Origin of the sequence: Photobacterium rosenbergii (assembly GCF_003026455.1) — a bacterium.
In the GTDB taxonomy this organism is placed as follows: Bacteria; Pseudomonadota; Gammaproteobacteria; order Enterobacterales; family Vibrionaceae; genus Photobacterium; species Photobacterium rosenbergii.
This window is the reverse complement of record NZ_PYMB01000019.1, coordinates 57,174-83,815: the sequence shown is the minus strand read 5'-3', so window position 1 is coordinate 83,815 and position 26,642 is coordinate 57,174. Positions and strand designations below refer to the sequence as shown.

The window sequence follows — 26,642 nt, the reverse complement described above, 5'->3', positions numbered from 1 at the left end:
AGCATAAGACATAACAAAGTTATATAAGTCGTTCAATTTCTCAAAAGTGATACAAGTTAACGGTAAATTCATGTAAACAACCGTCAATCAAACGATATTTTATTGCTATATCATCAAGATAATTTACACCTATTTTTTATATGGTTTATTCGATTAGCTCACAATTAAAAGTCATAATTTAAACTAACCGTACTGTATAACTCATCGTTACTCTGATCAGAGGCAACCGTCGAATTGTAGATATATTCCAAATCCAGTTGCAGTGAGACATCTTCCATCAATTGGTTTTTAACAAAACTTTTTAGATTGGTCGACGTATTAGCCTCACCGTAATCAACGCCAAGGCGCCCCCCAAGCTCGAACCGGTCATTGATTTTGGTATTGGCTTCTGCAAAGGCATTGGCAATGACTTCATCTTCGTTTTTCTCTGGAAAGTCTGGATCGAAAGATTGGCGTTGTGAGAATCGGTAACCAGGACCAGCACCGATATCTAGCTTACTGTCACCGGTATCAATTAACGTTGCACCAAAACCCGAAGCAATAGTGAGTTGATGGCGGTATGTCGCGAATTGATCATGCTCGTATTTACTATTGCCATAAATAAACCACGCATCATTAACGAAGTGACGTAAGCCATAGCTCAGGTTGTATTTATTAGTACCATCTTCGCCTTCACTGGCGCTGGTATAATAGGTATAGACTTCACCCTTCTGTTGCCAATCTTTAAAGTCGTAAGCCAAGCTGGCACCAGAATTGACTGACAGTGAGCTTGTGGTTGTTTCGGTAAATATAAAGCCCAATTTAGCATTCCCGCTCCATGGGCCTGATTCTTCATCACTGGCGTTTACAACGGCAGAATGGGTGGCAACAACTAATAGACCTGATAGCGCTATAGCAAACTGCGATTTCATATTCCCTGACAACCTTGAGCAGCAAAATTAAACGCCCATTGTATGAAGCAAAAAGCTGCCATTGTCAGCGAACTGTTATTAAATCATTAAATATGAGTCAGAAAAAACGAGAAAAGTCAGGAGATAAATATCTCCCTACTATGTTATTTAGCAGGTGTATTTCTCATCGAAATCACCGGTTATCAAGAGGGGCACCTTCATCTTTATAGTAACCGATAATCGGTTGCTCCATCGTCTGAACCTTATTTACGGTCTGCTGGATGGTTCACACCATCATTGGTGACCACGTCACCCAGATCAAAAGGGTTGACGCCTTCCAAGCACCCAATGTTATAGCCATATTCCTCAGGGTTTGAACGCCTTTGATGATGGGTATAAATACCACATTCAGAGCAAAAGTAATGTTTAGCGGTTTGGGTGTTGAATTGGTAGAGCTTAAGCACATCTTGCCCTTTAACGATTCGGATACCATCTAGTTTTACCGAACCCACTATCGCCCCTTTACGTCGGCATATCGAGCAGTCGCAGCGACGGGGATTTTCAATCCCGTTAGGCAAGCTCAATTCCATTTCAACAGCGCCGCAGTGGCAAGTTGCTTTATGCTTAGGTTTGATTTCCGTATCACCCACTTTTCGAATCATCTTTCTTCCTTGTGTTGTCTTTAATCGATAACTAAGCTGCCGTCGTCGTTGAAATCCCAGCAATCACCATAGGCGACTTCCCAAAGATAGCCGTCAGGGTCTGAGAAATAGCCACTGTAACCACCCCAAAATACATCCTGAGCCTGCTTTTCAATTTTCCCACCGGCCTTTTCAGCCAATGCCAAAACGGCATCAACCTGTTCTTTAGAGCGAGTATTATGGGCCAAGGTAATCCCTGAAAATCCAGACTTTGCCGTTTTGAAGTCTGGAGAAACGTCCTCGGCTAGGGCTTCTAAAGGATACAGCGCCAAGCATACCCCACCGGTTTTAAAGAAAATAATGCCATCTTCCGGTGTTTTTGACGCTGGAAAACCGAGTTTGCTATAGAACTTAAACGACACTTCAAGATCTTTGACACCAAGGGTAATGATACTGATCCGCGGTTCCATATATACCTCCGTATAACAAAAGCAACCATTCATTCAACATGACAAAAATGTCATTTTGGCGTCCGGATTAGGTCAGGAACATTTCGGTATTCTCTCTAACGTAAAGTCAATCACAGAGAGGACAACACCATGAAATCATTCAAATCTATCGCCGTCGCCACCACACTTGTACTGTTTAGCTTACCATCAATGGCGTCTACTCCGCTGGTTGCTGGTAGCAAATTTAGCGTACAAAGCAATGACCGTGTTGTAACAACACAAACATTCGAAACCAAAGAAGCAGCCTTCGCTGAAGGGCAGCATGTTTTGAATGTATTGGAAACCAGCAAACCTGCTGAGTTACACAAGATGCTACGCGTTATGGCATGGGGACCAAAAGAAATCTCTAGCTTACGCATCCAAGACAACGGCTATGTCACTGTCGATGAGATGATGGGCTCAGATGGAAATATCGAATATCGTGCCAACGTCAATGTACGCTACGAGCACTTCCGCTACGATAATAACTAAGAGGTATCAGATAGCTAGCAAGCATACCCACTACAATAGATGCAGAATAAGGGGTTGAGGGAACCACCCCTAATGACCAGAGAATATAGAGTCGAGGCGAAAATGAAGTTACTGCTGATTGAAGATGAACCCAAAACCGGCGAATACCTCAGAAAGGGGCTAACCGAAGCGGGCTACATTGTCGACCTCTCATCAGACGGCGTTGATGGTTTATACCAAGCCACCAGCGCCAACTATGATCTCATCATTCTGGATGTCATGTTGCCGCAGTTAAATGGCTGGCAGGTGTTAACCACCCTCAGGGCCAGCAATATTGAAACCCCTGTCATTATGCTAACCGCCAGAGATCAGGTCGAAGACCGGGTGAAAGGCCTTGAACTGGGTGCCGATGATTACATTGTAAAGCCATTTGCTTTTGTCGAATTGGTCGCACGTATCAAAAATACCCTGCGCAGAAAGCAGCCCTCCCCTTCTAAAGAACTTGCCCTTGAAGTCGCGAACCTCCATCTCGATTTACTCAAACGACGCGTATCGCGAGCAGGGGACAGTATTACCCTAACCGCCAAAGAGTTTTCTTTGCTTGAGCTCCTAATGCGACGACAGGGTGAAGTACTATCGCGCTCTGAAATCGCCTCTATTGTCTGGGATATGAATTTTGACAGTGATACCAATGTCATAGACGTTGCCGTCAAAAGGTTGCGTGGCAAAGTCGACAAAGATTATGAACCCAAGCTAATCCACACTATCCGCGGCATGGGGTATATGTTAGATGAGCAAAAATAACGGAAATCGTCTTTTCAACTCGATGTCGGCCAAACTCATCGTCTCTTTTTTTACCGCTTCTCTCCTCGTTCTGTGTGCACTCAGTACCGTCACCCTATATCACTTAAAGCGCCACTTCCATGAGCAAGACCGATACACCCTTGAGCAAAAATTTAATACGATCAATATCCTGCAATTACAAAATGACTTTATTGCCAAATACGGCACCTTTTTTGAGTTAGGTGAAACCAAACTATGGCTGATCGATAGCGGGGATATTCATTACCAAACAGAGGAAATCGCCTTACCTGACCACTACCTCTCGAATCGTTCTATCAAGAGCTTTGACTGGCAGGAAAACGGCGTACGCTACCGGGCCTTTCGTTTCCCAGTCGACAAGGAACCGGATGTCGATGTCATATTAGGTATTAATATCAACCACCAGCATGTCTTCCTAACAAGCTTCACCACTGTGCTTATCTGGACCACGTTATTTGCCAGCATCGTCAGTGGCTTTCTTGGTTGGTTGATTGTTAGACGGGGCATGCGACCGGTGAAACACCTTGAAGAGCACATGCAGCAGATCTCGACAGAAAAGCTGGACTTACGTATTGAGCCTGCGCTTTTTCCCAGTGAACTGCAACAGCTCGTGGTTGTCTCGAATGACATGCTGTCACGACTTGAGAAAGAGTTCGAGCGATTATCCGAGTACTCCTCTGATATTGCCCATGAACTCCGCACTCCTATCAGCAATATGATGACCCAGACTCAGGTGATCCTCGCCCACCCCCGCACATCCGAAGAATATCAGGAGAGCTTAATTTCGACATCAGAAGAACTGAGCCGTTTAACCAAAACCATTACGGATATGCTCTATCTCGCCAAGTCTGAGCACAACTTGTTACAAACTGACAATGAGGACATTGACCTCTACCCGCTAATTGAAGATTTGGCTGAATATTATGAACTCGCTGGGGATGAGAAAGGCGTGACAATCAACCTAACGGGGTCTGGGACGGTTCACGGTGACAAGGAAATGCTCAAACGTGCCCTTGGCAACCTGATCTCCAATGCGGTCAGGCACAGTGATAATAACGAAGCCATCAATGTACAAATCAGTCAAATTAACAATACGACCAAGGTGGCCGTCATCAACAAAGGGGAAACTATCCCGGCTGAATACCTACCGTACATCTTCGAACGCTTCTACCGGGTAGATAAAGCGCGAATGCACCGTGCAACAGCAGGGGCTGGATTAGGACTGGCAATCGCCCGCTCCATCGCCAAAATTCATCATGGTGATATTTTGGTACGCTCAGACAACGGCATCACTAGTTTTATTTTATCGGTGCCCAAAAGCTAGTCGGATAAGTGATACCGACTCGTAACCCATCGAAGTTTAGGTTGCCTTGTTATGCTGACTCATTCTCTACCGATAAAGACACCGACACACAATTGCGGCCTCGCTCTTTGGCCTCATAGAGAGCGTTGTCAGCTTTCCGGAGTGTAAAGTTTATACCTGAACTAGCAGATAACTTTGCAATACCAAAACTGACTGTGCGTTTACCAACGCTTTTAAAGTTGGTCGACTCAATGACGGTTCGTAGCCTTTCAGTCATATCCATAGCCTGTTGCAATGTGCAGTTTGGCAGTATTAGCAGAAACTCTTCACCTCCCCAGCGTCCGAAGATATCAATATGGCGAATATTCTTTTCTACAGTCTGCGTTAAGTCGATAAGAAACTCATCACCGACTTGGTGGCCAAATGTATCATTGATAAGCTTAAAATAGTCGATATCAAACAACACAACAGCAGACGTTACCCCCTCATTTTTACAACGAGAAAACTGGGTAAGCAAAGCAATATCAAGCATCCGCCTGTTGCCGATACCTGTTAGTGTATCCGTGTACGAGAGCAGTTCTAATTCCTTGTTAACTTGCTGTAACTTCTCATCTTTACTCCTTAATTCTTGATATAAGCCTTTGATAAGTTGACTCTCTTTTTTAATTTTACGGTCTCTCCATATAAAAAAGGCAATGACCAACAAAGCCCCAGCAATCACGCGGTAAATGATATAGGTATCTAGGTAGCTTTCATGCCGTACCGATATGTACTTGTTCAACACACGTTTATTCAAATCGTTATCTATTGTTTTTACTAATTTATTTAGTATGTTGAACAATTCTGTGTTTCCCTTGGATGTCGCCAAGGAGAGTTGCCATTTTTCATCAAACCGCCCTGATATTTTCAGGTCATTGAAAGAGGTAGTCTGTAAGTAATGGTTGATTGCAGGCAGCGCATCAATCATGCCAAATAGAACTCCTTTGCTGACCAATTTCAACCCGTGCTCAACATCATTGACCTGAATAAGGTTTATTTCTAAGTCTCTTTCCTTTAATAACTCTGAGTAGGCCGTATTGTTGAATATCCCAATAGACTTCCCCTTCAAGTCTTCCAGGCTATCAATAAATTGCACATCTTCACGGGTAGCCAGGACCAAAGCCAACTTGATATAGGGCGCGGTAAAACTTAAATGGCGCGAACGAGAAGGGGTTTGCATAGCCATCGGCAATATGTCACACAGTCCTTCTGCAACAGAGGATAAAGACTCACCCCATGTTTGGGTTGGGTAAACTTCAAAAGGTAGTCCCAACACATTCTGAAAGTGAGAGATGAAATCTGATGTCATCCCACCGACTTGCTCCGTTTCAATCGATTCAAACGGGTACCAGTTAGGATGCACACAGAAAGAGAGACTCTTTTTTTGGTACAGGTATTCTTTTTCTGACTGGCTTAACTCGATAACCTGACGTTCTACAGTATGGAACCAATGTTCCTTGATCTGCCTAAGCTTGAATTGACCAATATTCTCAATCGCTTTGTTGAATATCGTGGTAAGGACTTCGTTGTTTTTGCCAAACGCGAAATTAAGCCTCAATCGCTGGTCTAGGACAAATTTGGTAGTGATATGCTGTTCAAGCCCCAGACGACTAGCGACAAAATGCAACGACTCCCCTTTCACTGCAAAATCGACTGTATTTTCTGCAACAGCTTTAAGCACCTGATCAGGATGTTCGAAATAGACAATTTCTATATCGCCCAATGATTTGGTCATCCTTTCCATCGCGATATTGCCTAACTGAACCGCGGCAACCTTCTGATGCAAATCCTCCAACTCCTGAATATTTTTGGGGTTAGCGCGAGAAACAACGACCACAGGTTGGGAGGAAAAGTAAGGCGAAGTAAAAGAAAAGGAATCCTCCCGAGCTCGAGAGCTCGAAATGGCGGACATCCCATCTAGCCTGCCCTGTTTGACCTCGTGTTGGATTTTATTCCAATTACCAAGAACAAAATGAATCTCTAGTCCAGTTTCTTTTTCAATGAGATCAGCGACATCCCGATCATAACCCACCAATTCACCCTCTGCATTTTGATAGATTAGCGGAGCAAAACCTTCGCCTCCCCCAAGTAAGACCGTAGGGTTGTTTCGAATATAGATCTGTTCCTCGTCTGTCAGTACCTCCGCAAAACTCAAAGAGGAGCAGAAGAGAAACAAAAGTAGAAAGGCCAGTTGTGAGAGCATCAAGTTACCTGTCGGTGGTTATCTATTTACTTCTTTACTTATTGGAATGACGTTCTGTATAGTACAGGTTAAATATATATTTTCAATACCTGTTATGAATCTCATTTGCTAACTGGTTATCTCAAGTTACCACCCAAGCACTTAATTTGACATTAAATCATTTAAGGGTTATTTGTTTTTAATCAAACTGTATTCAAGTAGTCAATAAAACGAAATCAATAACGCAGATAACCATAGTGACTTGAATTTTTATTATTTATATCAATGTATTAAAAACCTCATAAGATCCCCAATCTTGGTTTGATGTCAGATGTGAGATTTGGCTACCAGCCAGTCATAAGAAAAAGGTTTTATAACAGAGTATGAATAACTAAAACGTGTAAGAACAGAGAGAAGCCAAACAACTATTTGTGGTTGATGGCAGCAATCTTAGAAGAGTGTTACCAAGCTTTAGGATATCGAAATGGTAAAAGCAGTAGATTTGAAAGTAAGCCCAACACCTGTTGAGTTTTGGGGGATGACGGGTAAATATCGGTGCGATGTGAAGAATTTAAGAATCATCTATGGCTCTAATAAACTGATTCTAACGGGTACGGAAAAGCCTGCAAAATCAAAAGGTATAATAGATAAAGATGCGAATTTTTGTGCTTCTGTTGGTGCAGCTAACGATATTACGAAAGTTGTGCTGATTGAGGACACTGCATGCGAAAAATTTGTCGCTTATGCACAACATCATCTTGGAAAAAATCACTCACTAGAGTTCTCTATTGTTATTGATAACCAGAAGTATCATTCCGCAGTAAAAGCGGTGAGGGATGACTTTGGGAAAATAATATTAATACCTCAGAGATGACAGGCTTTGTAGTGGTGTTTTGGCAAAGTGGTACCATCAGTTTTAGGTCATGCCAAAGGAATAGGGTAACCTGAAAACCCACGCTATGGCGTGGGTTTCCAATCACCAATATGCTGAGCTAGATATAGTTAACCTAACTGCTCACCATTGGTTTCAATCACTTTTTGGTACCAGTAGAAGCTGTCTTTCTTATAGCGCTTGAGCTCTTTCTCGCTCTCTTCATCACGATCAACGTAGATAAAGCCATAACGTTTGGCATAGCCATTTAACCAGCTAAACAGATCTTGGCACGACCAAGTACAGTAGCCGATAACTTCACAGCCATCATCAATTGCATCAGAAATCGCCTCGACATGGCGGCGAAGGAAGTCAATCCGGTAATCATCGTGCACCCTGCCCTCTTCGGTCAGCGTATCGTAGGCACCCAGACCGTTTTCACTGATAAGGATAGGTAGTTCGTAACGGGAAGTAATACGGCGTAGTGCAACACGCAAGCCGTTTGGATCAATCGCCCAGTTCCAGTCTGTCATATCCAGATATTCGTTATCTGCACGGGCAAAAAGTTTATCCGTTGGAATGTCACTGATTTCGGATACCACCGACACCTGCGATGCATTACCCGTCTGGGCTGTCTTTTGCTTATTTTCCGCAGCAACAAACGTTGCTGACTGGTAGTAGTTCAAGCCCATGAAATCACATACGCCAGCGGCCAACAGCTCTTTGTCTCCCGGCTGGAAATCAATATGAATATCCAATTTTTCTAAACGCTTTAGCGCGATCTTCGGATAACGCCCTTTGGCATATACATCCATCCAGAACAGATCCTGCAACTCTTGGGCATCTTCTGCCGCAATCACATCTTCCGGTTTTGCCGACTGGGCATAGGCAGGGCTATAGGCAAAGCTGGCACCAATCTGGGCATTGATACCCATTTCACGGAATTTCTTCACCGCACTGGCATTTGCTAGGTTGGCAATATGGTTGGCGTTAACGAAGCGCTGGAAATCAGAGACTTTCGGCGGATGGATTGCTTGTAGGTAACCTAGGCTGGTAAAAATATTTTGCTCGTTGAGGCTAACCCAGTATGGGACTTTGTCACCGTATTCTTCGAACAGTACTTCACAGTAACGCGTAAAGTCTTCAATGATTTCACGGCTTTCCCACCCTTGGTATTCTTCTTGTAGCGCCTGCGGTAAATCCCAGTGGTAAACCGTCAAGATTGGGGTGACGCCATTAGCAATCAGGGTGTCGATGACTTTATGGTAGAATTCGACACCTTGCGGATTAACAGTACGGCCGTCAGACATGATGCGTGGCCAAGACACCGAAAAACGGTATGCCTGAAGCCCCATCTCTTTCATCAATGCAATGTCTTCTTCGAACCGGTGGTAGAAGTCTATCGCGACCTCACCGGTAGTATTTTTGAAGGTGTTACCCGGCACTCGAGAATACACATCCCAGATAGAATCGCCTTTTCCATCTAGATTTGCAGCCCCTTCAATCTGATACGCTGCCGATGCACTTCCCCACAAAAACTTATCTTGAAAACTCATAAACCACTCTAACTAGGCATACTATTAATGAATACGTTTTGCAAAAAACCGCTTTAAGGGATTCGATGCAAACTAGGTTGATAACGCAACACTAAACAAAACCATATGGTTTTACAGCCACAACCAATCAAAAACAAAGCACAGATCACAATAAGATTTGAATTTACCGCTGTTAGCACCTCAAATTTAAGGTATTCTGCTCTCCTCTATCCAGCACGAGTACAAAACAGCAATGAGCAAATATAAGGATATCTATCAGCAACTTAAGGCTCGTATTGATTCTGGCCAGTACTGCGCTTCAGAAAAGCTCCCTGAAGGCAAAAAACTTGCAGCAGAGTTCGAATGCAGCGAAATCACCCTAAAGAAAGCGATGGATATTCTGGTTAAAGAAGGCATTGTTGTGCGCAAGAGAGGCTCGGGCTCATTTATAAAAAGTACACCGCCCCAACAACCTGACACCCACTTGCAGGGAACCAAGTTGCGTTACGAAGGCACGGGGAAGACCGTAACAACCAAGGTAATGCGCTTTCGCATTGTCGAGGCCGATGTAAATACTGCTGAGTTAGTCTGTGGACAGCTTGGCGATCACCTCTATGAAATTGTCCGTGTGCGTTCTGTTGATGATCAACCCACCATTATCGAATACACCTATATGCCAGTGACTGTCGTGCCGGGTCTGACCTTAGAGCAGGCAGAAGACTCCATTTACGGCTACATCACCGATACCCTGAAACAAGGGATCCACAGTGCAAGCCTGACGATCACTATCGATCATGCCGATGAGCAAGAAAGCCAATGGCTGGCAATTTCATGTGGTGAGCATTTAGTGAATGTCTCCCAACGCGCCTACTTAGATAACGGCCAACTTTTTGAGCACTCAGTTGCCAAGCACACCTGTGAATCCTTCAAACTTTCGACTACTTATGTGAAATCGGTGCAATTGAAATAAATAGTTGCCAGTCAAAGCCAATATAGATTTATTAGAAGTTACAAAGTGCTTTGCGAAACACCTAATAGAAAAAAATTATGCATTAATGACCAAGATCAATTTATTGCATATGCATTGGTCGTATGTTGTAAACATGTTAAACCAAAAAAGGACGTGTATATATGGAGCTACTTCAAGATCCGAGATGTTATACCGACATCTGCATTGACGGTAAATGGTTCCACCATGACCATTGCACCAATACAGCTTACATGCTTTGGGGAGGCACTTCTCCTCATATCCAATTAGACAAAACCCCAAAGACTGAAAGCGAACTCATTGATCTTCTCACCCATGCCAATCGTCGCTAAGGGCAATCCAAGCTGATGACTGAACTCCTCAATTAGCTGGTACTGATAATAAATAGTACCAGCTAATAAAATACTCATTTTACTGTTTGGTTATGAACCGCTTACCAAGCCGAGTAAACGCAAAATAAATAGGCAAATAAATCACAAGCAGAATCAGCGTATCTACCACAAAGCTCAACTCCCCTGCTGAAAAGAAAGAGCTGACGAGAAAGTTCTTAAGCGTTATCGCACAAAACACCGACACAAATGTGACGATGAATGTCATCGTGTTTTTCTTCATTTTTATCCATATACAGTTTCGTAAAGTACATTCGGTGGATTATACCGTTTGATTTGGCTAATCACATAAAGATAACTTGTAAACCTCTCTTGCAGGATGGTTGATACCTTTGTGATTACGGGTCCACGCATATCTAGTGTGATGAAAGAAAAAAGCCCGCTCAATTGAGCGGGCAAACCCCTATTTCAACAAAATAAATAGAACACTAAAAAATGAATCGATAACCTGTGTAATGGGCATAGATCTGATCAGGACGTAAAATACTGTCCCCAGGCCACTCAGGGTGATTTGGCGAATCAGGTAAGTATTCAGTTTCTAAACAAAAACCTTGATGAATGCCATATTCACCCGATGTGCCCTTCGTTCCCGCCAAGAAGTTACCGGTATATAACTGAACGGCCGGCTTGGTCGTTTGGACTGTCATGGAAACTTTCTGATCTGGCGAGATCACTTTGGCAAAATCTGCGATGCCATCCGTGACGCCCAATGCCAGAATAAAGGCATGATCGTAGCCTTTCGCTAATTCTTGCTCAGGATCTTTCAACAAATCCCGTCCAATCGTTTTACCCTTGCGATAATCAAAACCTGTCTGCTCGACAGATTTCAACTCACCTGTCGGGATCCCAACCTCAGAGGTTGGTACAAAACGATCCGCTTTGATCAGCAACTCATGCTGCAAACAATCGTCACCCGCCGCTTCACCAGCCAAGTTAAAGTATGCATGGTTAGTAAAGTTAACCGGACAAGGCTTATCACAATCAGCGTGGTAGCTAATCGCCACTGTATTGTCTGAAGTCAGTTCAAACGTGACCTTGGCCAGCAAAGTACCAGGAAAGCCTTGGTCACCATCTTCTGACAACAGACTAAATACCAGCTTCGCTTCACTGTGATGATCGAGTGTCCAACGCCGTTTATCGAAACCATCGGGCCCACCATGGAGGGTATTACCCGCTTGGTTAGTAGTCACTTGAGTCGTGACACCATCAATCGTGAACTGGCCATTCGCGATACGGTTAGCATAGCGCCCAACGGTGGCACCCAAATATGCACTTTGGTTTTGGTGATCTGCCATCGTTGAGCAGCCCAATAATACTTCCCTCGCCTCACCATCGACTGGGACTGTGCAACTTAACCACGTCGCGCCAATGTCCATGAAAGTCGCTGTCATCCCCGACGTATTGGTCAAGGTAAACAGGTTTGCTGGGCGGCCATCAAAGGCCGCCTCCATGGTCATCGTTTCGTGTAGTGATAACACTTTTTGCGGTAGTGCCATTCTTCTATCCTTCTAAGCGCCTATTTTACGGACTTACCCTGTGCCACTCAGGCAATCACGCCTGCACCTGCTTTGGCTTTACACACGTAGATAGTTTCTTTAAGGCCAGTTTCTGCTTCGTATTTCTCAGCAAGTACCGCTTTGACTTCCTCAACCAATGCCGGTGGCACAATAGATACCACACAACCACCGAAGCCACCGCCAGTCATACGTACACCACCTTGATCGCCAATCACAGCTTTCACGGTATCGACGATGTAATCAATTTCGCGCACCGTGATTTCAAAATCATCACGCATTGAGGCGTGAGACTCAGCCATCAATTCGCCCATGCGTTTAATATCGCCCTTGCTTAGAGCAATCGCAGCTTCTTCAGTACGGTCGTTTTCAGTGATCACGTGGCGAGCACGCTTGGCAACCATCTCGTCAAGCTCATCAACACGGGCGTTGAACTGCTCGATAGTCACGTCACGCAGGGCTTTTACACCGAAAATACGTGCAGCTTCTTCACACTGCTCACGGCGGGTGTTGTACTCACTATCAACCAAACCACGCTTCTTGTTAGAGTTGATGATGACAACGGCCATATCTTCCGGCATCGACACTGCTTTGGTTTCCAGCGAACGGCAGTCAATGAGCAAGGCATGGTTTTCTTCACCCTCAGCAGAAATAAGCTGATCCATAATGCCGCAGTTACAGCCAACAAATTCGTTTTCTGCCTGTTGACCATTTAGCGCAATTTCCTGCTGGCTGATTTCTAGGGCATAAAGTGTTTTGAATGTCTGGCCAATTACCACTTCCAATGCTGCCGAAGAGCTCAAGCCCGCGCCTTGTGGAACATTACCGCTCACAGCAATGTCAGCACCAGCAAACTCGTAACCTCGACCTCGTAGGCACTTCACCACACCTTTGATGTAGTTGATCCACATGCATTCTTCGTCAAAAGTGATCTCTGACGTCAGGTCAAACTCTTTTGTCTGGTTATCGTAGTCTACAGACACGACACGGACGATGTTGTCGTCACGACGGGCAGCTGCTACGACCGCTTGGTAATCAATCGCACACGGCAATACAAAGCCATCATTATAGTCAGTGTGCTCACCGATAAGGTTCACGCGACCCGGAGCCTGGATAAGATGGGTTGCTTGGTAACCCAATACAGAAGAAAAAGATGTATTAACAGCATCAATCAGCAGTTGTGTTTTTGACATAATATGTTCCTGTCTTTCAGTATGGGTTCGTTGTTATTGTTGGTTTTCGCGGTAGTGCACATCGCTAAGTGCACGCAGTTTGTCTGCGGCCTGCTCTGCTGTAAGGTCACGCTGGCTTTCTGCTAGCATTTCATAGCCCACCATAAACTTACGGACAGTCGCTGAACGCAGTAGCGGCGGGTAGAACAATGCATGGAGCTGCCAATGTTCTGTTGAGGTATCACCGTCTTTGAAGAATGGTGCGTAGTGCCAACCCATTGAGTATGGGAAAGAACACTTGAACAGGTTGTCATAGCGGCTAGTCAATTTTTTGATCGCTACAGCAAGATCATCGCGCTGCTCGTCGGTTAGATCGTTCATACGGCGTACATGGGCTTTTGGCAACAACATGGTTTCAAAAGGCCAAGCTGCCCAATAAGGGACAACAGCAATCCAATGTTCTGTTTCAACTACCGTACGAGAACCGTCTGCCATTTCGGCTTTAGCGTAATCCACCAGCAAGTTTGAACCTTGCTCTTGATAGTAAGCACGCAGGTTTTCGTCCTTGCGGGCGATTTCATTTGGCAAAAAGCTATTGGCCCAGATTTGGCCGTGAGGGTGCGGCTGTGAACAGCCCATTGCCGACCCTTTGTTCTCAAAGGCCTGAACCCAAACATATTCTTGGCCAAGCTCTTCAATTTGTTCATTCCAGGTATCAACCACCTTGCGAATCGTACCCACTGGTAGCTCAGGCAAGGTTTTGCTGTGATCAGGAGAGAAACAAATCACGCGGCTCAAACCACGGGCACTTTCACAGCGGAAAAGTGGGTTGTCAGATTCCGGTGCATCCGGTGTATCCGGCGTTAACGCCGCATGGTCATTATTAAAGACATAAGTATCGGCATAGTCTGGGTTTTGGTCGCCAGATACACGGGTGTTGGTCGGGCAAAGGAAGCACTCGCTATCGTATGCTTTGTCTTCTGCTTTTTCCGGTGTTTCATCTGCACCCTGCCATGGACGCTTTGCACGGTGCGGAGAAACCAAAATATATTGCCCCGTCAGCGGGTTATAACGACGGTGCGGATGATCTACTGGATTAAATTTTTGCTCGGACATTTTCAAACTCGCAATTACAGTGATACTGCAAACTAATAAAGGTAGGAGCAGGTAAACTTAGGGGTGAGACGCCACCTGCTCCCGAAATCATCTCAGGGCTAGTTAGTAGCCATTAGGGTTTTCAGACTGCCAGCGCCAAGTATCAGCGGCCATTGCCGTGACATCGAACTTAGCTTCCCAGCCTAGTACTTCACGGGCTTTTGCCGGATCAGCCCAACACTCTGCAATATCACCAGGGCGACGAGGGCAAATTTTGTAAGCGACATCATGGCCACATGCTTTGCTGAAGGCATCAACCATCTCGAGCACACTGCTACCTTTACCCGTACCAAGGTTAAAGATATGAAGGCCTGCTTTTTCACCCACAGCTCGAAGCGCTGCGATATGGCCATCGGCAAGATCCATGACGTGGATATAATCGCGGATACCTGTGCCATCCGGGGTTGGGTAGTCATTACCAAACACAGAGAGAAATTCACGGCGGCCAACGGCCACCTGGGCAATAAACGGCATAAGGTTATTTGGAATGCCTTGCGGGTCTTCACCCATAATGCCAGAAGGGTGTGCGCCTACCGGGTTGAAGTAACGCAATAGCGTAATGCTCATTTCTGGAGCAGCAACCTGGATATCACGGAGGCACTCTTCAACCATGTACTTGCTTCGACCATATGGGTTAGTCACTTGGCCAGTGGGTGTGGTTTCTTTAATTGGAATTTCTTCCGGATCGCCGTATACCGTGGCAGAGGAACTGAATACTAAGCTGTTAACACCCGCATGTTTCATCGCATCCACTAGCATCAAGGTACCGTGGACATTGTTGTCATAGTATTCGAGTGGCTTTTCTACCGACTCGCCTACGGCCTTCAGACCAGCGAAATGGATCACAGAGCCAATCTCATGCTCAGAAAAGACTTGATCGAGGATCTCACGGTCACGGATGTCACCTTGATAGAAAGTCGGTTTGGCTCCGGTCAAGGTTTCTACGCGCTCAAGCACAGCTTCTTTACTGTTACAAAGGTTATCCAGAATGATTGGCTCAAGACCAGCTTCAATCATTTGTACGCAGGTATGGCTTCCGATATACCCCATACCACCTGTTACTAATACCTTCATCACTCTCTCCCAATTCACTGCTAAGGGCTTAAATCGCACCATCAAAAGAAACAGCATCTTGTTCTTAACTGAGGGCAAGTTTATCAATAAGCCCAAAATCAATACTGTGATCATTGCCACATTGTGTAAACGTTTTCACTAAATTAACTAAGAAAGTGATTTGGCCACTTAATGCCAGACATCCAGCGCAGTGCCTTACCAAGCAAGCAAAGCATTGAAATTAAATGATTTTACCTAAGACCTCGAGACTATTTACTTCAAATCACTTCGTACACAAGAAAGCGAAGTTAATGATTTAAAGAAATCATTTTTGTGAAAACGATTAACCTTGTGGGTGTTTATGTGGCGATACATGTCAAAAAATCATGCGAGTAGGAATTTATTACTTTTATGCAGTGTGATGCACAAGACTAATTTAACATTACGATATGCACTAATTAGCATTTAAAAGCTATACTGAATCAGTTATATGTACCTCACGGATGAAGTATGAAGACTGCAATATTACGTTTTTTACTCTTTTTCATTCCTCTACTGACCATCACGTCAGCTTCGATTTATTACATCTACAGCGATGATATCTCCCAGCTTAACCACCGAATTCAAGACCGTGAGAACAGCCGGCATCAATCGTCTTTACATATCACAAGGTTACATTTCGCTCCGATCATTGAAGATCTCCGCTACCTGAGTGAAAAAGCCAAAGAATTATCGGAAACGCCCCATACTGTTGAAAGACAGAGGGAGATCCTAACCGCTACCTTCCAGCGCCTTTCTAGTACACGCTCTTACTATGACCAAGTCAGGTTACTCAATGACAAAGGGTTAGAGATCATCAGAGTTAATAAAGAGGGTAAAGAGGCTATCGCTGTTGGTACAGCCAACCTTCAGGATAAAAGTCATCGTGATTACGTTCAGAAAGCGTTAAAAGTCCCAGCAGGAAGTTTTTATACCTCGCAATTCGATTTAAACCAGGAAAATGGTCAAATCGAACTCCCCCACAAACCCATGCTACGCTTTGTCAGTCACTTTAAAATGAACGGCCAAAGTTGGCTGATCACCCTCAATTACCTTGGTGTGGACTATTTAGAGGAATTAAAAGACCAGTATGGCTGGGATCAAGTACAAAACTGGCTGATCAACAGTAATGGTCAATGGCTGCTAGGCCCCTCTGAGGAAAGCGCTTGGCAGTTCATGCCTTCAACCGTTAACCCTGCTCAACAAGACTTTCATTCCCTCTACCCTGACTTATGGCTAAATATACAAAATAACAATCACGGGCAGGTCATCATTGGTGATTACCTCTATACCTTTACCCGTTTCTTCTCTGGCAGGACTTTCAGAGGCGAAGATAGTTTTACCCTGCCTTTCCAAGGTACCGATCTTCCTTGGACAATTATCTCTAGGGTCAATATGACCGAAGCCGTTACTGAGTTGGCGTTTACCCAGCAACGAATACTCAAACTGGTCATCTTTGCAGGATTAATTGTTTGTTTGGCTTCAGGGTGTCTGGTTCTGGCTTGGCACTTATCACAGTTACTCAATGCCCAGCGCAAAATGACGTTAAAAATAGAAGATACAGCGCTGCAATATGCCACCGTACTTCGCCACGTCCCCGATGGCCTCATGTCACTCGATCAAAACATGAAGATCTTAACGGCCAACAATGCCGCGATACAGATATTGTCCCTGCAAAATAAAGATATTATCGGCAGCAACTTAGCGAAGCTATTACCTGGCACCCAATCTCGCCGCCAACTCGAAGCGATTATTGAGCAGCTACAGCAGTTGAGAGAGAAAAAACAACCAACCATAAAAATACGATTGCAGTTCAACAACCTCAAAACTAAGCATGTTGAGATCATTGCAACAGAAACTGCTTATAGCTCTCGCCATGAAATTTTACTCAACCTCCGCGATGTGACTTACTGGATTGAGCGAGAAGAAAAGCTCAAAAGCATGTCGCGAGCACTTGAGCAAAGTAACGATTCCATCATCATTACCGATAAGAGGGGTGTGGTTGAATACGTAAACCGCTCCTTTGAAAAGCATAACGGTATCAAATCCAAAGATATTATTGGCAAACAATCCATAGAACTGCTCAGAAGCACTCTCAATAACATCAATGACGTTAAGCATGTCCAGAAACAGCTAAAACAAGGCCATGTTATTGAACGTGTTATCGCCCATAAACAAGGTGATGAGCAAATCTTGTACGAAGAAAAAACCATAGCCCCTATCCGTAATAGCCGAGGTCGAATCAGCCATTACATTTCAACCGGCAAAGACATCACTGAACGGGTAATGTTCGAAAACCGCTTACACCGGTTGGTGCACTATGATTTACTGACCGAACTGCCAAACCGTACCTTACTCCAGCAGCAAATTGGAGCCGCCGTAAAGTGCAACAAAGTTACTGGGGATAACCTCGCCCTACTCTCAATCGATCTTGATTACTTCAAGCAAATCAATGATTCGTTGGGGCATGCTGTGGGCGATAAAGTCATTAAAACAACCGCTAAACGCATCCAGCGTCTATTGCGGGAAACGGATTTCCTAGCAAGGCTCGGTGGCGATGAATTTGCTGTGCTGCTCTCTCAAAATGCTAACTTGCAGAATGTCACCAATATCGCAGCCCGTATTCTCAAGCATATCTCTGCACCTTTGGTGGTAGAAGGTAAAGAGTTGTTCTTAACAACCAGTATCGGTATCAGCTTCTTCCCTGATGATTCTGACGTTGCTGAGAACCTCAGTAAATATGCAGATATCGCACTTTACCGAGCAAAAGAACAAGGCCGTAATCAATTCTGTTTCTATACCACAGAAATGGGCGTTCACAGTATTCAACAAATCCAACTAGAGTCAGAGTTACGCCGCACGGTTGGCACGGATCGCTACGAGTTTTTCTACCAGCCCAAAGTCCATAGTAATAATCACGAGGTTTGTGGTGTTGAAGCCTTACTACGCTGGCGAAACGAGTTGGGTGAGCATGAATCACCACTGAATATTATTCCTATCCTTGAGCGCTCTGGCGTGATCATTGAAGCAGGTGAACACCTGATTCAAAAAGCCTGTCGCCAATTGAAAAACTGGCAATCAAATGGAATCTACCTCAATTTTGCTCTCAACATTTCAGCTCAACAGTTGTTAGGCTCGGATATTGTTGAAGCTATTGATAAGGCGATAATCCAAAGCGGTTGCGATCCGAAATACCTGGAGATAGAGATCACCGAATCTGTGATCATGTCTGATGTAAATACTGCACTGGATAAGCTGATCAAGCTCGAAGCTCTAGGGGTACAAATTGCCATTGATGATTTTGGAACCGGGTACTCATCACTGGCATACCTGAGCCGCTTCCCTGTGCATATTTTGAAGATTGATCGAGAGTTCATCAAAGATCTGCCTTGGAATAAAGATAATATCGCCATCACCCGCTCAATTGTGGAACTCGCCCATAACTTAAAAATGCGCGTAGTCGCGGAAGGTGTTGAAAACCAATCACAGCGGGATTTCTTAGCGAGTATTGGTGTGGAAGAATTTCAGGGGTACTTCTTTGGCCGCCCAGAACCTGTTTCAGATTTTGAACTACATTTCCTTCAGGAGGATAAAGACACGGTCTAAACAGATTTAGTTTGCTTTTGTTATGAGGTGGCTATACCTTTATCTCAGAACCAATGCGTGAGTAAGAAGACAATGAGCTTTAGTGATCATTTAGATAATTTTATCAAACAACGCGACCAGCAAAACCAAGGTAGGGGACAGTTCCAACAGCGCAAACAACGCGTTGTTGTCGACCCTACAAACCAGAGCCTTGCCCGCGAAGCGATGGCCAAGGCCCAAGAAGAAGCCTCTGAGCAAGCGACTATCGAAACCAAGCATCATCACCAGAGAATTAATGGCCGTTGTATGATGGATCACGAAGCCGATGCGCTCAATAAACTGGAAGTAGAAAAAAAACCTGCGAACCCAGATCGTATCGAATACATCAACCAACTGCGCAAAAGCCTCAAACTTAAGAAACGTAGCTAATCGTTATTGCTTCAATGTGGGAGCCCCTAGTCAGGTTCCCATAACAACTCCCTTCCCTTGTTACCACCCTGTATATGCTCTTTACCTAGTGGGCAATAGCCAAGTGACTTTGGTATATATCTATTCACCAGTTCCACACTTTGATAAATAAAACAGCAAAACTTTTGATCTTTCTCGTGTTTTATACGCTGTTTTATTATTCAACCATTCCAATAAACCTCACATTCTGGTGTTAATTAAGCAGCCATCATAAAAAATCTCAAAAAAATATCGCTCAGAAATCATTCGTTTTGGTGATATACACCGCTAAACAACTCACACGACTATTAAATAAGCGACAATTTTAGTGGCGTAACATACTAATTACATTCATTAATGGATGGTATATTCCGCCTTTTTCGTATGGATATTAAACAGTTCAGCATTAGCCTACTGATTTTAAAGCACAGATGCCTTCAAATTAAGACCATTCTTATTCTTTTGCTTAATTATCAATATTGATTGAGTAAATCATAAATAAGAACATTACAGCAACAAAGCACCATAAAGCTTCGCCTTTAAATATACATCACCTCAATAATCAAAACATAAACAACTAAGGCGCAACCTCGGGTCTACACTATTGAAGTTAAAATGGCAATATAGGCAGTCGCCATTTTAGGGGGTAAAATTAACGCCTAAAAAAACAATGAAAAGACATAATCATGAATTCAGTTATACAAGTAAGCGAACTTGAGTCGTTTCTCATTGCGATTATTGTGCTTTTTCTTGGCTACTTCATTAATAGCAAAGTAAAGGTATTCCGGAAGTACAATATTCCTGAGCCTATTGTTGGCGGATTGATTGTTGCCGTACTTATTGCAATCTTACATACGCAAGGTGTCGACATTACCTTCAAGCTAAGCCTCAAAGACACACTAATGCAGATGTTCTTTGCCACGGTAGGTTTAGCGGCCAGCTTTAAACTGTTAGCCAAAGGTGGCTCACGGGTATTCTTATTCCTTGGTATCGCAACGCTGTACATCATTATTCAAAATGCCGTCGGTGTTAGCCTAAGTACTATGCTGGGCCTTGACCCACTGCTAGGCCTAATGGTGGGTTCAATTACCCTCTCTGGTGGCCACGGGACGGGTGCCGCTTGGTCGCAGACCTTTGCTGATATGTATGGCCTACAAACCTTGGAGCTGTCCATGGCTGCTGCAACCTTTGGTTTGGTCATGGGTGGTATTATCGGTGGTCCTGTTGCTCAGCGCCTGATCAACAAGTTCTCACTAAAATCCGAGTTTGGAAGTGGTGAAAAACATCATATCGAACACCCCGACTTGGTGACCTACAGTGATAACGAAGAAGATCGTATTACTGCGAAGAACACCATTGAAGTACTGTTCATCCTGCTGATCTGCGTTGCGGGTGCTGCCCACGTCAAAGAATTAGTAGACAGCTTTGGCATCAACTGGCTTCGGATCCCTGATTTTGTCTATGCACTGTTTATTGGTGTGTTCATCACCAATATCTGTGAAACGACCAAGGTCTACAAGATCAACAATGAAACTGTGGATGCGCTAGGTACCATCTCGCTGTCACTGTTCCTCGCGATGGCATTGATGAGTCTTCAGCTATGGGAGCTGCTTGGTCTAGCTCTGCCTATGATTGTGATATTGTCGGTACAGACAATCACGTTAGCGGCGTTTGCCTACTTTGTTACTTTCAGGCTAATGGGTAAAACCTATGATGCTGCTGTTATCGCCGGTGGCCACTGTGGCTTTGGTATGGGGGCGACTCCAACCGCTGTGATGAATATGGGTGCCCTGGTGTCGCGTAATGGCCCATCCCCGCAAGCCTTCATGGTTGTCCCTATCGTCGGTGCCTTCTTCATCGACATCGCCAACCTGATTGTGCTGCAAACCTATATTAGCTTCATTCAGTAAACACCCTCCAAGCCGGACCTTGCCAGGTCCGGCTTTGCCGTTCGGCATCTCCCAGCTATTATTAATTTATTGGCCTTAGTTTGAAGGTTGATGGGTACATCAACTTGGCTTTATAACAATATCAGAATAACTATCATCTCTCGTTTGGGGTGCGCTTAGTCAATGGCCACACGCCTCTGTGGCTTTACGTTGAATCTGTACCTATCGTCTAATTCGGTAGGATTATGAAGAGCGTGGGAGTATCAATATGTTAGGTGAAAATCATGCACTGTTTATCGAGTACCCTGAACACCAAGATAGAATCAAGGAACTAAAACAATCCGACCAACACTTCAAACAAATGGCTGACCGTTACCATCAGTTAGATCACAAAATAAGAGGCCTCGAAGGTAACAACGTTCCCACAGACGATCATCACTTCACTCAACTCAAATTAGAACGCGTCCAGCTGAAAGACAAAATCTACAGTATTCTTTCACACTGATCCTGCCGTATCCCAACATGTCGAATATGTTCACTTCACAGGTTTACACTCTGTGAGGTGGACATAAATTCACACTTTCTACATACCATGTAACCCCTGAAATAACCCCATATAAACCATTGAATATTAAGAAATAGCCATATTAACAGAATGTGAATAGACCGAATCACCGCCGAAACAATTGTAACTAGATATTTCTAGCGGTTTCCTATTCAAAAAATGTTGATAGAATCCGCGCACCTTTAATGACAATCAACTTTTGTTAATAAAGCACAATTTTTTTTGAGCACAGTATGAAGTTCATACTGTTTCCCTTGTAGTGATAGAGAAAACAATGACTAAATTCGATAAAGCAAAACAGATCCTGCTGGCAGGTTTCTGTATCAACCTATGTATGGGAATCCTGTATGCTTGGAGTGTATTCAAGCAAGCACTCGTTCTAGATATGGGCTGGTCTGATGCAGATGCTTCTATGCCATACTCAGTTGCTGTAATCACTTTTGCTTTATCACTATTGGTAGCTGGTGTACTTCAAGACAAAATGGGCCCACGTAAGATCCTTATCCTGGGTACTGTCCTTGTTGGTTCAGGCATGATCATTTCAAGCTTTGCCACTAGCCCTCTGCTACTGCTTATCACTTTTGGCCTAATGACAGGTGCAGGTATCGGCTTCGGCTACGCATGTCTTGCCCCTTCGGCAATGAAGTGGTTCCACCCTTCTAAGAAAGGTTTGGTAAACGGCCTAATCGCAGCCGGTTTCGGTCTTGCTGCGGTATACCTTGCACCACTAACGTCTCTACTTATTGACTCATTCGGCATCAGCACTAGCTTCCTGATCCTAGGTGTTGCGATTCTGCTTATCACTGTTCCATTGGCAAGCACTATCACGAACCCACCAGCAGGTTACCAACCTCAGGTACCAGCTAACTACAAAGCTAAAGCCTCTAAGCCAGTAGATATCCAATGGCGTGCGATGCTAAAAACACCTCAGTTCTACTCACTGTGGATCATGTTTGCACTGGCTTCTTCTGCAGGCCTAATGGTGATTGGTAACATCACGCTGATTGCCTCTCAGCAAGCCAACATCACAGAAGCTGCCTTCCTAGTTGTTGTTCTTTCTATCTTCAACTCTGGTGGTCGTGTTGCTGCTGGTATCCTTGCAGATAAAATTGGCGGCCTACGTACCCTGACAATTGCATTTATCATGCAGGGCATCAACATGGCGCTGTTTGCAAGCTTTGATTCAAGCTTCACCCTAATGGTTGGTGCAGCGCTTGCGGGTGTTGGTTACGGTACGCTACTGGCGGTATTCCCAACGCTAACGGCTGAGTTCTACGGCCTGAAAAACTACGGCGCGAACTTCGGTGTACTTTACACAGCTTGGGGTGTAAGTGGTTTTATCGGTTCTGCTATCACAGCAATCGCAATGGGTACAACGGGTAACTACACCCTAGCGTACACAATTTGTGCAGTAATGCTGGCTATTAACGTACTTCTTTCTGTTGTCACTAAGCCTGTTGATGCAGAAGCACTAGAGAAGAAACTGGCAAACGCCTAATTATCTCTACCCCAAATCATAAAAAAGCACAGCCTCGCTGTGCTTTTTATTTTTTGTTCTCATTCAAAACATCCTATTCAACCTTCCAAGAAAATTTCCACACTGTTGTATCAATTATTAATTGTGCAAATTCAACACCCTTGTTCCACTTTTAAGCCAAATTTAAAATAACACCTTGTTATTATTCAATTTGAAAGCCTCCCCTTCCCTCAATATCATTCATTTTTTCTTTGTACTTGCTTATTATTTCATTCGTTTATTTTTAAGAACTGTATCATTTTTATACGCCCTTCCAATTTACGAACATCCCGTTGCTCAAAAGTATTAGTGCGCTTTTTTTGCCATTTGTACGATTCACAAAAGTGATAATTAAGACCGCAAATTTCACCCATCTTTATTGCACGAGGACTTCTCGTACATAAAAGCAACATTTCGTAATGGACGTTAGGGGTGAGTGATGAACAACAAAACGTTATATAAACGTCATCGACTAACAGCCTTAGTAGCAGCTTCACTATTTGGGTTGGCTACCGGTATTGCCAGTGTTCATGCCGAAGAAGAAGTCGAAGGTCCAGATTTTTCTGGCCTCGGCTCGCTCAAAGGTATTAAACCGGCTCCTGTACCAGGGCTCGATGAATACATAAAAGACGAAAAAGCAGCAATCAAACTCGGTAAAGCATTGTTCTGGGACATGCAGGCAGGTAGTCAGGGCCAATCCTGTGGTAGCTGTCACTACAATGCCGGTGCCGATAACCGAACCAAGAACCAAATCAGTCCTGGGATCAATAATGTCGATGAAACTAAACAATCAATCTTTGACCCAACACGAACTGGTCAGGGTGGTCCAAACTACACGTTAGTACCGAATGACTTCCCGTTCCGTGTTTACGCCGATCCTGATAATCGTGAGTCAGAAGTACTATTCGATAGCGATGATGTCGTTTCTTCACAAGGGGTATTTGGCGCCGTCTTTGACGAGCTCTATGGGGGTACTTATGGCGATCCAAGGTACTCTGACCGCCGTGAAGGTTGTGAACTCGTCACGGACATATTCCATGTCGGTGGTGTAGCAACACGCCGGGTCGAGCCTCGTAACACGCCGACTGTCATCAATGCCATTTTTAACTTCCGAAACTTCTGGGATGGTCGAGCAAATAACGTGTTCAACGGTGTTGACCCATTTGGTCGCCGTAACGAAAACGCCAAAGTTCTGCATTTCGACCCTTACACCGAATATGTAAGCTTGAAAGAAGTTAACTTGATTAACTCCAGTGCGGCCTCTCAGGCAGTAGGTCCTCCGGGTAGTGCCTTTGAGATGACTTGTGCTGACAAAGCCTTCAAAGATATGGGTAGAAAGCTAATGGGCTTGAAACCTCTGGGCTTGCAGCAGGTTGACCGTTCAGACAGCGTGTTGGGTTATGACTCTAGCTATCCGAACGACGGTCTTCGCACCCGCTACGAAGACATGATCAAAGATGCGTTCAAAATTGAATGGTGGGGCTCTAACCAAGACTTTGGTGGCTACAACCAGATGGAAGAGAACTTCAGCCTATTCTGGGGCTTGGCTATCCAGCTTTACGAAGCAACGTTGATTTCTGATGATTCACGCTTCGACCGCTATATGGATGGTGACAAGTACGCACTGAGTGATCTTGAAAAATACGGTATGGAAGTCTTCGTTGACAAAGGTAAGTGTGTGAATTGTCACAGCGGCCCTGAGTTCTCGAAAGCCATGACCCACTTGATTGCTGAAGAGCAGGAAGAAGGTCTTGTTGAACGGATGCACATGGGTGATGAAACCATTTCACTCTACGACAACGGCTTCTACAACATTGGTGTGACACCAACCAAAGAAGATCTTGGTTTAGGCGGTAAAGACCCATGGGGTAACCCACTATCTCATACCAAGCAATACTTTGAAAAACTGCTAGGTAACAATGTGCCTGATAACTTTGAAGTTGATCCATGTACTTTTGAAGCCTTCGTTTTTGAACAAGATCCTTGTAATTCAGCCCAACAAACCAATCGCTTGAAGAACCGTTTGGTTAAAGGCAAAGAGAAGAGTGCTGTTGATGGTGCATTCAAAACACCGGGCCTACGTAACATTGAGCTAACCGGTCCTTATATGCACGATGGTAGTATGGCAACACTTGAGCAAGTGGTTGAGTTCTACAACCGTGGTGGTAACCGCACTAGCGAAGAGCCTGGTGACTCATCTGGCTTTGGTGAAATTTCTTCTAACCTTGATCCTGATATTCGTAAACTAGATTTGACGGATTACGAGAAGAAAGCACTGGTTGCCTTTATGAAGGCCCTAACGGATGAGCGTGTACGTCAAGAGAAAGCACCATTTGACCATCCACAGCTGTTCATTCCAAATGGTGTAGAGGGTGATGAGAACTATGCTGAAACCAATGTGAATGGTTCATCTCGTGAAGAGTGGATTGAAATTCCAATGGTGGGTGCTTACGGTCGTGCTGCGAAAGGTCTAGAACCACTTAAACCTTTCCTAGACGGCGTGAACTCTGACTACGGTACAGGTAGCGGTGGTGGTGACTATGGTTCAGGTTCTGAGCCTGCAGGCTACCTAGAAGCAAAAGATGATTCGTTCTCAGCTAAATACGGCCGTTCGACATCTATCAAGCCGCTCGATAACGATGTAGCTGGCAGTTACGACATCGACCCAAGAAGTATTGTGATTCACAATGCCCCTAGCAGTCGCGATTGTCGCTACTACATCCACACTGACGGTAGCATTACAGTGACACCACTGAAGGACTACGACATGAGCATTACCTACTCTGTGAAAGACAGCAGTGGTAAGGAGTCTAACGTAGCAACCATCAACCTTAATGTTTACCGCTAGTGAATCCTAACGTAGCAATGTAACTTCACTATGACTTGAGCCCCGCCCTGTGCGGGGCTTTTTTTTGCTCAATTGTTAACAACTTATTAACTAGAACTATTTCAAACTGTTTCTATACTAAATATTGACACAAAAACAGACAGTTATTTTTTCTGGCTAAAAGAAAGTGCTTATTAGATGGATAAATCACGGGGCACCCTTTTAGAGATAACTGCGAATAATGACGATAAGAAGCGTCAA

General features: G+C 44.4%; 21 protein-coding genes. 12 read left to right on the top strand and 9 right to left on the bottom strand.

Annotated elements, in window-relative coordinates:
* Positions 1-164 precede the first annotated feature (164 nt).
* From C9J01_RS23005 to C9J01_RS22995, 3 genes are all read right to left on the bottom strand, one after another.
* Entirely contained in the window at positions 165-911 is a 747-nt protein-coding gene (locus C9J01_RS23005; protein ID WP_107300470.1) for a DUF481 domain-containing protein, read from the bottom strand.
* Between the two features lie 242 nt (positions 912-1,153).
* On the bottom strand, positions 1,154-1,552 hold the full coding sequence (locus C9J01_RS23000; RefSeq protein WP_107300469.1) for a GFA family protein: 399 nt from the start codon (positions 1,550-1,552) through the stop codon (positions 1,154-1,156).
* Between the two features lie 20 nt (positions 1,553-1,572).
* Positions 1,573-2,001, bottom strand: a complete 429-nt coding sequence (locus C9J01_RS22995; RefSeq protein ID WP_107300468.1) for a VOC family protein — start codon at positions 1,999-2,001, stop codon at positions 1,573-1,575.
* Between the two features lie 129 nt (positions 2,002-2,130).
* On the opposite strand from C9J01_RS22995, the gene C9J01_RS22990 reads away from it, so the two are divergent.
* The 3 genes from C9J01_RS22990 (at position 2,131) to C9J01_RS22980 (ending at position 4,636) form a co-directional block, all read left to right on the top strand.
* On the top strand, positions 2,131-2,511 hold the full coding sequence (locus C9J01_RS22990) for a DUF3316 domain-containing protein (RefSeq protein WP_107300467.1): 381 nt from the start codon (positions 2,131-2,133) through the stop codon (positions 2,509-2,511).
* 102 nt (positions 2,512-2,613) lie between these two features.
* Entirely contained in the window at positions 2,614-3,294 is a 681-nt protein-coding gene (locus C9J01_RS22985) for a heavy metal response regulator transcription factor (RefSeq protein ID WP_107300466.1), read from the top strand.
* The gene (locus tag C9J01_RS22980; RefSeq protein WP_107300465.1) at positions 3,281-4,636 is read left to right on the top strand and encodes a heavy metal sensor histidine kinase; all 1,356 of its coding nucleotides are present in this window, start codon (positions 3,281-3,283) and stop codon (positions 4,634-4,636) included. The genes C9J01_RS22985 and C9J01_RS22980 overlap by 14 nt, the downstream gene beginning before the upstream one ends.
* Positions 4,637-4,685: 49 nt before the next feature.
* On the opposite strand, the gene C9J01_RS22975 is transcribed toward C9J01_RS22980, so the two are convergent.
* Positions 4,686-6,857 carry a transporter substrate-binding domain-containing diguanylate cyclase gene (locus C9J01_RS22975; RefSeq protein WP_107300464.1) on the bottom strand — a complete coding sequence of 724 codons (2,172 nt, stop codon included), beginning with the start codon at positions 6,855-6,857 and terminating at the stop codon, positions 4,686-4,688.
* Between the two features lie 463 nt (positions 6,858-7,320).
* Here C9J01_RS22975 and C9J01_RS22970 point away from each other — a divergent pair, with 463 nt between their 5' ends.
* A complete protein-coding gene (locus C9J01_RS22970; protein ID WP_107300463.1) occupies positions 7,321-7,710 on the top strand; it encodes a hypothetical protein in 390 nt (129 codons plus the stop codon).
* A gap of 128 nt (positions 7,711-7,838) precedes the next feature.
* Here C9J01_RS22970 and C9J01_RS22965 read toward each other — a convergent pair whose 3' ends face one another.
* The gene (locus C9J01_RS22965; protein ID WP_107300462.1) at positions 7,839-9,263 is read right to left on the bottom strand and encodes a glycoside hydrolase family 1 protein; all 1,425 of its coding nucleotides are present in this window, start codon (positions 9,261-9,263) and stop codon (positions 7,839-7,841) included.
* A gap of 232 nt (positions 9,264-9,495) precedes the next feature.
* On the opposite strand from C9J01_RS22965, the gene C9J01_RS22960 reads away from it, so the two are divergent.
* Together C9J01_RS22960 and C9J01_RS29955 are read left to right on the top strand one after the other, a co-directional pair.
* The gene (locus C9J01_RS22960) at positions 9,496-10,212 is read left to right on the top strand and encodes a GntR family transcriptional regulator (protein ID WP_107300461.1); all 717 of its coding nucleotides are present in this window, start codon (positions 9,496-9,498) and stop codon (positions 10,210-10,212) included.
* A 161-nt stretch (positions 10,213-10,373) separates the two neighbouring features.
* Complete coding sequence (locus tag C9J01_RS29955) at positions 10,374-10,562, top strand: hypothetical protein (RefSeq protein ID WP_107300460.1); 189 nt, start codon at positions 10,374-10,376, stop codon at positions 10,560-10,562.
* A 485-nt stretch (positions 10,563-11,047) separates the two neighbouring features.
* Here C9J01_RS29955 and galM read toward each other — a convergent pair whose 3' ends face one another.
* From galM to galE, 4 genes are all read right to left on the bottom strand, one after another.
* Positions 11,048-12,115, bottom strand: a complete 1,068-nt coding sequence (gene galM, locus C9J01_RS22945; protein WP_107300458.1) for a galactose-1-epimerase — start codon at positions 12,113-12,115, stop codon at positions 11,048-11,050.
* Between the two features lie 47 nt (positions 12,116-12,162).
* Complete coding sequence (gene galK, locus C9J01_RS22940) at positions 12,163-13,326, bottom strand: galactokinase (RefSeq protein WP_107300457.1); 1,164 nt, start codon at positions 13,324-13,326, stop codon at positions 12,163-12,165.
* A 33-nt stretch (positions 13,327-13,359) separates the two neighbouring features.
* Complete coding sequence (locus C9J01_RS22935; RefSeq protein WP_107300456.1) at positions 13,360-14,421, bottom strand: UDP-glucose--hexose-1-phosphate uridylyltransferase; 1,062 nt, start codon at positions 14,419-14,421, stop codon at positions 13,360-13,362.
* A gap of 102 nt (positions 14,422-14,523) precedes the next feature.
* Complete coding sequence (galE, locus tag C9J01_RS22930) at positions 14,524-15,534, bottom strand: UDP-glucose 4-epimerase GalE (RefSeq protein ID WP_107300455.1); 1,011 nt, start codon at positions 15,532-15,534, stop codon at positions 14,524-14,526.
* A gap of 489 nt (positions 15,535-16,023) precedes the next feature.
* Between galE and C9J01_RS22925 the strand changes: the two genes are divergently transcribed.
* From C9J01_RS22925 to C9J01_RS30095, 6 genes are all read left to right on the top strand, one after another.
* Complete coding sequence (locus tag C9J01_RS22925) at positions 16,024-19,158, top strand: sensor domain-containing protein (protein WP_107300454.1); 3,135 nt, start codon at positions 16,024-16,026, stop codon at positions 19,156-19,158.
* Between the two features lie 57 nt (positions 19,159-19,215).
* Positions 19,216-19,566, top strand: coding sequence for a hypothetical protein (locus tag C9J01_RS22920; RefSeq protein WP_237157047.1), 351 nt, complete (start codon positions 19,216-19,218; stop codon positions 19,564-19,566).
* A gap of 704 nt (positions 19,567-20,270) precedes the next feature.
* The gene (gene gltS / locus C9J01_RS22915) at positions 20,271-21,494 is read left to right on the top strand and encodes a sodium/glutamate symporter (protein WP_107300452.1); all 1,224 of its coding nucleotides are present in this window, start codon (positions 20,271-20,273) and stop codon (positions 21,492-21,494) included.
* Between the two features lie 247 nt (positions 21,495-21,741).
* Positions 21,742-21,978 (top strand): HP1242/YdcH family protein, encoded by a 237-nt coding sequence (locus C9J01_RS22910; protein WP_107300451.1) that lies wholly within the window; start codon positions 21,742-21,744, stop codon positions 21,976-21,978.
* A 334-nt stretch (positions 21,979-22,312) separates the two neighbouring features.
* Positions 22,313-23,536: an L-lactate MFS transporter gene (locus C9J01_RS22905; RefSeq protein WP_107300450.1), complete on the top strand. Its 1,224-nt coding sequence runs from the start codon at positions 22,313-22,315 to the stop codon at positions 23,534-23,536.
* A gap of 457 nt (positions 23,537-23,993) precedes the next feature.
* Positions 23,994-26,402 carry a cytochrome c peroxidase gene (locus C9J01_RS30095; protein ID WP_107300449.1) on the top strand — a complete coding sequence of 803 codons (2,409 nt, stop codon included), beginning with the start codon at positions 23,994-23,996 and terminating at the stop codon, positions 26,400-26,402.
* The last annotated feature ends 240 nt before the right edge of the window (positions 26,403-26,642 follow it).